This window comes from Streptomyces sp. NPDC096132 (genome assembly GCF_044763345.1).
Taxonomy (GTDB): Bacteria; Actinomycetota; Actinomycetes; order Streptomycetales; family Streptomycetaceae; genus Streptomyces.
Genome location: NZ_JBIWGA010000076.1, coordinates 1 through 4,990 on the forward strand (window position 1 = coordinate 1; position 4,990 = coordinate 4,990).

At 71.0% G+C, this 4,990-nt stretch carries 1 protein-coding gene; it reads left to right on the forward strand.

Annotated elements, in window-relative coordinates; translation table 11 throughout:
- Positions 1–4,990, forward strand: a 4,990-nt coding sequence (locus ACIRF9_RS52365; RefSeq protein WP_403837711.1) for an amino acid adenylation domain-containing protein, incomplete at both ends; no start/stop codon positions are given.

A 4,990-nucleotide genomic window follows, 5' to 3' on the forward strand; every position in this document is an offset into this window, starting at 1 on the left:
GCGCCATCCCCGTCAACCACAACGGCAAGACCGACACCGACGCCCTCCCCCTCCCCACAGCCGCCAACACCCTGCGCCCACCGGAACACACCCAGGAGCCCCTAGGCGGCCAGACGGAACCGGACAGCGCGGTCGGCGTCCAGCCCGACGCAGGGGCCGTCCGGGACCTCTTCGAAGACGTCCTGGACGTGCGCGGCCTCACCCCCGACGACTCGTTCTTCGCCGTCGGCGGCGACTCCATCCTCGCCCTCAACCTCTGCGCGGCCGCGCAGGCGCGTGGCCTGGCGCTCGAACTGGCCGATGTCTACGCCCTGCAGACCCCGCGGGCGCTCGCCGCTGCCGCCGGCTCCGGCCGTTCGGCGCCGGCCGTCCCCGCCGCCGCTCCGTTCAGCCTCATCGGCCCCGCCGACCGTGCCCTGCTCCCGGCGGACGGCGTCGAGGACGCCTATCCGCTCGCCGCGCTGCAGGGTGGTGTGCTGTTCCACAGCGCGTACGGCGCGGACCGCAACATGTACTGCGACGTCTTCCTGTTTCGGCTGCGCACCGAATTCGACCGGCTGGCGCTGGAACGCGCCATCGACCGCGCAGTTCGGCGGCACGACATCCTGCGCTCCTCGTTCCACTTCTCCGGCTTCTCCGAACCGCTGCAGCTGGTGCACACCTCCGTGTCGGCCTCCGTGACCGTCAAGGATCTGCGCGGCCTGACTCCCGAGCGGCAGGACGCAGAGCTGGAGGCATGGCTCGACCGGGAGGCGACCCAGCCCTATGACTGGTCGAACCCTCCGCTCATGCGCTTCACAGCCCACCTCCTTGGCGAGCGGGAGTGGGCGCTGTGGTTCGGGTTCCACGACGCGCTGCTCGACGGGTGGAGCGAGTCCTCGCTGCTCACCGAGATCCTCACCGACTACTGGGCGTTGCGCACCGACCCCGTACGTCCCGCCGCCCGGCGGCTCAGCCGACGCTTCGCCGATTTCGTCGCGCTCGAACAGGCCGCCGTACGCGACGAGGACATCCGGCAGTTCTGGGCGCGGGAACTCGCCGGCGTGGAGCCGATGCTGCTGCCGCGTCTCGCCGCCGGTGACCCCGACGTGCACCGGGGGCGGATCGGCTTCCTCAGCGTCGACATCGTCCCGGAGCTCTCCGGCGACCTGGACGCGGTGGCCGGCGCGCGGGGCGTGACGCTCAAGCACGTGCTGCTCGCCGCGCACGCGCGCGTGCAGGCCGCTCTCAACGCTCGTGACGAGGTCCTGATCGGCGTCGAGTCCAACGGCCGTGTCGAGGAGCAGGACGGCTCCGAGGTGCTCGGCACCCATCTCAACGTCGTGCCGTACCGGCTGGCCACGCGGGACAGGTCCTGGGACGAGCTGATCGACGCTGCCTGGGCGAAGGAGAACGAACTGCTGGCCCACCGCAGGTTCCCGTACGCCGAGCTGCAGCGCCTGGCCGGGGTGCCTGAACTGACCGACATCCTCTTCAACTACACCCACTTCCACACCTACGAGTCGCTGGCCGCCACCGGCATCGAGATCCTCGACGCCAAGGGCTACAACCGCACCAACCTCACCCTGCGCGTCGAGTTCAACAAGGACCCCTTCACCCGGCTGCTGTCCCTGGACATCGAGGCCAACCTGGAGCGGGTCACCGAGGAGCAGCTCCGCACGGTCGGGGAGCTGTACCGCAATGCGCTGACGTCCCTGGCAGCCGATGCGCGAGCCGTTCCGCGGCAGCCCGCGCTGCTCGGCGAGGAGCGCACCCACGCCCTGATCGACGACGGCCGTGGGCCGCGCCGGTCGGCCACCGCCGCCGGATGGTTCGAGCGGTTCGACCGTGCGGTGGCCGAGCACCACGACAGCGCCGCCGCGGTCTGCGGGGCCGGCACCCTCAGCTACGGGGAGCTGGCCGCGCGGGTCGGCTCGATGGCCGGTTGGCTCCACCACCGGGGAGTGCGCCGGGGCAGTGTCGTCGGCCTCGGCTCCGAGCGTGGGCTCGGCCATCTGGTGACCGTGCTCGCCGTCCTGCGCGTGGGCGCCGTCTACCTGCCCCTGCCGGCCGGCCCCACGCAGCGCGTGGGGAGCATGCTGCGCCGCAGCGGCTGCGACTTCGTCCTGTGCGACGGGGTGTGGCGCGACCCGATCACGGAGGCGGCCGTCGCCGACGGCGTCCCGGTCGCCGACCTGACCACGGCGCTGGCCGAGGCGGAACGGCACGAGTCCTACGACGGTCCCGCGCCGCAAGGCCGGGACAGCGCCTATGCGTTGTTCACCTCGGGGTCCACCGGAGAGCCCAAAGGTGCGCTGATCCGGCACGACGGCATGCTCAATCACATCGAAGCCAAGATCGACGTGCTGAGTCTGGGCCCCGGTGACCGGGTGTCGCAGGACGCCGCCGCGACCTTCGACATCTCGGTGTGGCAGTGGCTGGCGCCGCTCGCCGTGGGCGCCACGACGGTAATCTACCCCGACGAGATCGGCCAGGACCCGCCGCGACTGCTGCGGGCGCTGGCCGAGGACGCGGTCACGGTGCTGGAGGTGACTCCCTCCGTGCTCAACGTCATGCGCGCGGAACTGGAGCACTATGGCGTCGACGCCTTCCCGCGCTTCGCGCTGCGCTGGGTCGCCTCCCAGGCCGAGACGCTGACCCCGCAGCACGCCAACGCCTTTCGCCGCCTGCTGCCGGGTGTCCGGTTACTCAACATGTGGGGGGCGACCGAGATCTCGGACGACTGCACCCACTACGAGGTGCGTGGTGACGCCGACGAGCGGACGGCATCAGTCCCCATCGGACGGCCCATCGCGAACTCCGCCGTGTACGTGCTGGACGACGACCGCGCACCGGTACCGCCCGGCACGCCGGGGGAACTGTACGCCGCCGGAGTGTGTGTCGGCGCGGGCTACCTCAACGACAAGGAGCGCAGTGCCGAGTCCTTCGTGCCCGACCCTTTCAGCAGCGAACCCGGCGCGCTGATGTACCGCACCGGCGACCGGGGCCGTCGGCTCGCCGACGGCAACCTGGAGTTCCTCGGCCGCAGCGACAACCAGTTGAAGATCCGCGGTCAGCGCGTCGAACTGGACGAGATCACCGCTGCGCTGGCCGCTTTGGCGGAGGTGGCGGAAAGCGCCGTCATCGTGCGTGAGAACGGCGACGGCGGCAAGCAGCTCGTGGGGTTCTACGTGCCTGAGGTCGCGCCCACGAACACGGACACCGGTGCGCCTTCGGCGCCGGTCTCCGGCCCTGTCCCCCGGCTCGATGTGACGCCCCCGCAAGTGCGCGCCGGCCTGGCCAAGGTCCTGCCGCGCTTCGCGGTGCCGGACTTCCTCATACGCCTCGACCGCATGCCGCGCACCACTCACGGCAAGCTGGACACCAGGGAGCTGCACCGGTGGGATGTGTCCGCCGGCGCCGGAGCGGACGCTGGTGCCGGAGCGGCCGCGAGTGCCACCGAGGCCGCGGTACTCGAGGTGTGGGAGCCCATCCTCAAGGTCGGAACGCTGTCTTCGTCGGCCAACTTCTTCGAGTTCGGCGGCCATTCTCTCCAGGCCACGCAGGCGGTGGCCCGGCTGCGGGACCGCTTCGGGCTCGACCTGCCGGTGCGGATCCTGTTCGAGCAGCCGACGGCGCGCGATCTGGCCGCCCGCATCGACGCGCTGCTCGCCGAGGGGGCCGGTTCCGCCGCGGACGACGCCGAGCTGCGCATCCCCCACCGGGCCGCCGGGATGGCGGAGTTCCCGCTGTCGCACAGCCAGTCAAGCCTGTGGTTCCTGCACCAGTACGACCCGGACGACCGCTCGTACGAGACGGGCAGCCTGCTGTACCTGTCCGGGCTTCTGGACGTCGAGGCGCTGCGTGCGGCGGTCGCCGTCGTGGCCGAGCGCCACGAAATCCTCTCTGTGCGTTTCGGCAGCCGTGACGGCGTGCCCTACCAGACCCCTCTGCCGGAAGCCCGGCTGCGGCTGGAGGTCGAGGACATCGCCGTCGGCGAGAGCGTGCTCGGCGACCCCGGGGCGCTATTGGCCCTGGCCCGCGAGCATCACCGCAGGCGTCGGTTCGACCTGGAGAAGGGCCCGCTCGCGGTGGCGCAGCTGTGGCGCTTCTCGCCGACGGAACACGTCCTGGAATGGAGCGTCCACCACATCCTCTCCGACGGATGGTCCAACGTCGTGGCTCTGCACGAGGTCCAGCAGGCCTATCACGCCCACCAGGAGGCGCGGCCGGCGAACCTGCCCGCGCTCGACGTCCAGTACGCCGACTACGCCCTCTGGCAGCGGGAGTTCCTGACCGCCTCGCCCCGCGCGGAGGCGGAGCTCGCGTTCTGGCGACAGTATCTGGACGGCTACGACGGCGATCTGGGTCTGGTGACGGACATGGAGCGCTCGGACGACCGGTCACGGGAGGCGGGGCACGCCGGCCGGGTCTGGGACAGGGCGACGTCCGAGCGCATCCGGGGCTTCGCCCGCGAACAGGGCGTCACACCGTTCATGTTGTTCCACACGGTGACGGCGGCGCTGACGGCCAAGCTCGGGCAGAGGTCGGACGTCGTCCTCGGCGCGGCGGTCGCCGGCCGGGCCGTGCACGGGACCGAGCACCTCGTCGGCTTCTTCGCCAACACCCTGCCGTTCCGCTATCACGTCGACGTCTCCGGCACCGTGGCGGACCTGCTGGCGACGGTGCGGGAGAACGTACTGAACGGCTTCGAGCACCAACTGGCGCCGTTCCAGGAGATCGTGAAGTCGGCCGGGGTGCCACGGCATACAGGCGTGCCTCCCCTGGTGCAGGTGTTCGTCACCGTGGACGACTACGCACTGGATGCGGACGGCTTCCCCGGTCTGTCCGTGATCCATGAGCAGCTTCGCCCGGTGAACAGTCTGTTCGACCTCGTCTTCGAGTTCGTGGACCGCCCGGCGCTGGAGTTGACGGTGCGCTACGACACGTCGTTGTTCGGCGCGGTGACGGCGGACCGCCTGCTCACGGCGTTCGGGCGGCTGCTGGACTT